At 55.6% G+C, this 4750-nt stretch carries 4 protein-coding genes; 3 read left to right on the forward strand and 1 reads right to left on the reverse strand.

Features of this window, described 5'->3' with window-relative positions:
* Nucleotides 1–868 (reverse strand): tRNA (adenosine(37)-N6)-dimethylallyltransferase MiaA (gene miaA / locus ACILQA_RS09815; protein WP_395629528.1); only part of this gene is annotated, 868 nt, incomplete at its 3' end.
* Between miaA and serB the strand changes: the two genes are divergently transcribed.
* The 3 genes from serB to ACILQA_RS09830 all read left to right on the forward strand — a co-directional run.
* On the forward strand, nucleotides 861–1751 hold the full coding sequence (gene serB / locus ACILQA_RS09820; RefSeq protein ID WP_395629529.1) for a phosphoserine phosphatase SerB: 891 nt from the start codon (nucleotides 861–863) through the stop codon (nucleotides 1749–1751). The two genes, miaA and serB, sit on opposite strands and share 8 nt — an antisense overlap.
* A gap of 73 nt (nucleotides 1752–1824) precedes the next feature.
* Nucleotides 1825–2364: a superoxide dismutase family protein gene (locus ACILQA_RS09825; protein ID WP_395629530.1), complete on the forward strand. Its 540-nt coding sequence runs from the start codon at nucleotides 1825–1827 to the stop codon at nucleotides 2362–2364.
* A 242-nt stretch (nucleotides 2365–2606) separates the two neighbouring features.
* Nucleotides 2607–4750 (forward strand): chemotaxis protein CheA (locus ACILQA_RS09830; RefSeq protein ID WP_395629531.1); only part of this gene is annotated, 2144 nt, incomplete at its 3' end.

The following is a 4750-nucleotide window of genomic DNA, read 5'->3' on the forward strand; positions in this document are numbered from 1 at the left end:
GAGGCCATGCGGCGGGGGCTTGGTTCCTGAACCAGGTAAACTGCCGCTTTGCATATTGGCGGGTCGCAATTTGGCCGCGTTCGATGGCTTCTGCCTCTGACATAGTGCCGCCAAGAAGCGCGGCGATCTCTGGAACGCCAATGGCCCGCATGATTGGCGCATCATGGGGCATCTCCCGCGCCAATAAGGCTTCAACTTCCTGAATAGCACCGCTATGCATCATCTGTTCGAACCGCATGTCGCACCGCTGATATAGCCATTCACGCGGTGGCAAGAGGAGGAGGGGGTGCAGCGAGATGTCTTGCGCGATGCCGCCCGTCTTAATTTTGCGCCATTCGCTGATGCTGCGGCCAGTGCCCTCAATAACCTCAAGCGCGCGGGTGATACGGATGATATCCGCAGGGCCTAAGGTTGCGGCCATAGCGGGGTCGAGCTTTCCAAGCGCTTCATAAGCTTGTGCGACGGGCAATGCCCGAATGCGGGCGCGCAATTCCGGGTCGATGTCGGGTATGGGCGCGATACCGTCGAGCAATGTTTGGATATATAGGCCGCTGCCACCGACCAGTACAGGCAGCGCACCTGCTTCATGCGCTTCGTCAATCGCGCCTTTCGCATCATTGGCCCAGCGCGCCGCCGAACAATGCGTTTGCCCATCCAGATATCCGAATAAACGGTGCGGCGCGCTGCGTTGTTCGCTTTCGGTCGGTTGGGCGCTGAGTATCGGCAGGTCGGAATAAACTTGCGCGCTATCGGCGTTTATAATCACGACATTGCGCGACTTCGCCAATTGCAGCGCTAATGCCGTCTTGCCGCTTGCGGTTGGACCCGCAATAAGCGCGACCATCTTTTTAGGATTCGAAATGCCCATCTTAACCCTGATAGCAGCAGATTCTTTGGAAAGCGGCATTATTTCAGAAGCCTGCGACCGATTGGCTGCACATACATGCGTTCCAGCAACCACGGACTGGCTTGCGGAGGGCAGGGCCGTGGACATAGTTTTTGACGGCACGCTGGCCGATGCGCGCGCGGCAACTGCCATCTTCGAAGATCGCTTTGATGTTGTCGTCCAATATGAAGAGCAGCGGCGCAAAATGCTGTTGGTTTCCGACATGGATAGCACGATGATTACGGTCGAATGTATCGATGAGCTGGCTGACTTTGCCGGAATAAAGCCCGAAATCGCCGCAATTACCGAGCGGGCGATGGCAGGGGAGTTGGACTTTGCCGACGCGTTAAAGGCGCGTGTTGCGTTGCTGGCTGGCCTTGATGCCGACATGATCCAGCAATGCCTGCATGAACGCGTCCGGCCTATGCCGGGGGCGGAGACATTGGTGCGCACCATGACCGCATGGGGCGCACATGCCGTGCTGGTATCGGGGGGCTTTACCAGCTTTACGGGTCCCGTTGCGGCCATGCTTGGCTTTGCAGAGGTGCATGCCAATGTCCTTGAAATTGAACAGGGGCGTCTGACGGGACGTCTCGCTGCGGATATTGTCGATGCGGCGACAAAGCGGCAGGTACTTCAATCCGCGGCAGGGACGCTTGGGTTAGGCCTGAAAACCGCGCTTGCGGTCGGCGACGGCGCCAATGACATGCCGATGATCGCAGAGGCCGTATCGGCCGACGGCCTTGGTGTGGGCTATCATCCACGACCGCAACTTGCCGCTGCAGCCAATTTTGCGGTGCGCCATAATGATCTGACCGCGCTCCTTTTTGCGCAGGGGGTTAAACCCGGCGCGTGGGCGCGTTGAGTAAGTGAAACACATTGAGCGGCGTAGGGTTGATGTTATGATGCCCCATTCCGTTTTTCTATAGGAGCATAATATGCGTGCATTTCTGCCTGTTCTACTCATCCCGGTCCTCGCGAGCTGTGCGACGCTTATGCCAACTAAGTCCGGTGAAGCGTCGGAAGTCATCACGGCTGAGCTTGCGCGGGGAGATGGCAGCCGGGCAGGCGTTGCAACGATATCGCGGCGCGGGGACGGCCTGTTCCTAACCCTATCGGCCGAAGCGCCTGCAGAGGGCACATATGGCATGCACCTTCATGCAGTGGGAACATGCCAAGGACCGGATTTTACGTCTGCCGGACCGCATTGGAACCCCGAGATGAAGCAACATGGCCTGGATAATCCAATGGGCGCGCATCATGGCGATTTGCCAAATGTAACGGCTGGCGCTGACCGCAAAATAACATTGGAATTTAAATTGCCTGATTTTGTGATTGCGGGGCCTACCGGGCTGCTGGATACCGATGGTGGGGCCTTGGTGATCCACGAAAAGGCCGATGACTATAAAACAGACCCCAGCGGGAACAGTGGCAAACGGATCATTTGCGGTGTCTTCAAGTCGGGTAACCGAAGCTGAAGCTAGGGTCATGACCTATTAAATGCACCATTTTGGCGTCCTTCGGATTTGACCCATATTGTCCATTGCTGCGTTGGCACGCTTGGACTTAGAAGCACTAAGTCCGGCGCTTACCGCCTTGCACTGAACAATATGGCCTCAAACCGCGAAGGCGCATTTAATCGGTCCTGACCCTAGCAGTCTCAACATCTTTTTAACCATATGATGTCACATGTCGTGTCCGTTAAAACGGATCGGCAGACATGGACGACTTGATAGAAGATTTTATTGCTGAAACGCGCGAGACGCTTGAGGCGCTGACAAGTCAGTTGGTCGAGTGGGAGCGTCGGCCGCATGATCGCGCATTGCTCGACAGTGTATTCCGCTTTGTGCACACCGTAAAAGGAAGCTGTGGTTTCCTGTCACTCCCAAGGCTGCTTCGCCTGAGCCACGCGGCCGAGGACGTGCTGAGCGCTGCACGCGATGGCGAAGTTGAGGTGTCGGCAGATTTGGTGACCGCGGTGCTCGCCGTTATCGACCGCGTCGCTATTCTCACCGAGGCACTTGAGACCGGCGCAACTGTCTATGATGACGATGATATCTTGACGGACGCCTTACGCACATTTTTGCGGGATAAACCGGCAGATATGGTCTCTGGCCATATAGATGTATCCGGCGACACGCTGGCACATGAAGACACCATATTACCCGGTAAAGCGCGAACCGTGCGGGTGTCGCTTAGCCTGCTCGACAATTTGATGAGCGGTGTTTCGGATATGGTGCTCGCCCGCAACGAAGTGTCGCGTCAGCTTCGCAAGGTTAGCTCGAACGCCGATCTCGATGTGTCATTTGGGCGTTTGTCTTCCACTGTGGCCGAACTGCGCGATGCCGTTGGCATGATGCGTATGCAGCATATCGATAAATTATTCTCGGCTTTGCCAAGGCTTGTTCGCGACATAGCCATTGAGCTTGGCAAAGAAATAGAATTGCGCATCGACGGAAGCGAAGTCGAAGTTGACCGCGAAATGGTCGAAGCGTTGCGTGATCCCTTGACACACATTCTGCGCAATGCAGCCGACCACGGAATTGAAAGTACCGACGAACGGCGCGCTGCTGGCAAAGACCCGGTAGGCCATATCCATGTCTCTGCACGCCAGTCTGGCAACCAGATCATCATTGAAATTGCGGATGATGGGCGCGGGATCAATGTCGACAAGCTAGGCATTCGCGCAATAGCCGCCAATGTGACGACGATTGGTGAATGGCAGACAATGTCACCGCGCGCGCAACTGGACACCATTTTTACGCCCGGCATTTCGACCGCGGATAGCGTTACGTCGATATCGGGTCGCGGTGTTGGCATGGACGTTGTGCGTAACAATTTGCAAGCCATTGGCGGCACGATTGAGTTAGAGAATCATGAGGGGCATGGGCTAAAAGTTACGTTGCGTTTGCCACTAACGCTTTCAATTATCGCTGGGCTTTCGGTGCGCGCTGGTGCGCAGATCTTCGGCATCGCGCGCAGTTCGGTGGTTGAGATGGTTTCGACATCGAATGCCAACGTCAAATTCGAAGAACTGGGCGGGCGCACAATCGTTAGCATTCGCAACATTCGCTATCCCTTCAAATCGCTCGAAGACATATTGGGCATTGCCCAAGGTGCGGATATCCCCGGAGAGAGCCGCACACTCATCGTGATGCGTCCGGCGGTGGGTGCCAATTTCGTTTTGGAAGTTGCCGCCGTTATTAACAATGAAGAGCTTGTCGTGAAACCGGGCGCGCCATTGGTGATGGGCAGCGGCCTGTTTGCTGGAACGTCTCTGCCCGACAATGGCCGGCCTATGTTGTTGCTCGACGCGAGTGGGCTCGGCAATTCTATGGGGCTGTCTGCCACCAATAGGGATGATCGAGATGTCGACAGCCGTGCGGATGCCGAAAGCAAAAATAATGGCCCATCTGCCCTGCTGTTTATTGCCGCCGATGGCCGCAAACAAGCCATTCGTTTGTCCGGAATTGAGCGGATGGAAGATATCGAGGTCGCCCAAATCCAATATGTTGGCGGAAGAACACGGGTCTCTGTCGACGGCAGCTTGTATGATTTATGGGAATATGAATCTGCACCCGACGATGGTTTGGTGAAAGTGTTGAGACTTAGCGATGGTGACAGCGCTTGCTATCTTGCGGTCAGCGACGTCTTGGACATTTTTAGCATCGCAGGCGATATCATGCCAAGCGCACAACCGGAACAGCATGAAGGTGTCGTCTATGCCTTTGGGGAACCAGTCGAACTGCGTAACATGTTCGGGTTCTTCGAAACATATGACCGCAGGCGCCGTAATCGTGGTTCGGAAGCATTGTGCTTCATCGACTGTGCAGAAGATTCCCAATGGGAACGGACGATATTGGC

Source organism: Sphingorhabdus sp. (genome assembly GCF_044239005.1).
In the GTDB taxonomy this organism is placed as follows: domain Bacteria; phylum Pseudomonadota; class Alphaproteobacteria; order Sphingomonadales; family Sphingomonadaceae; genus Sphingorhabdus_B.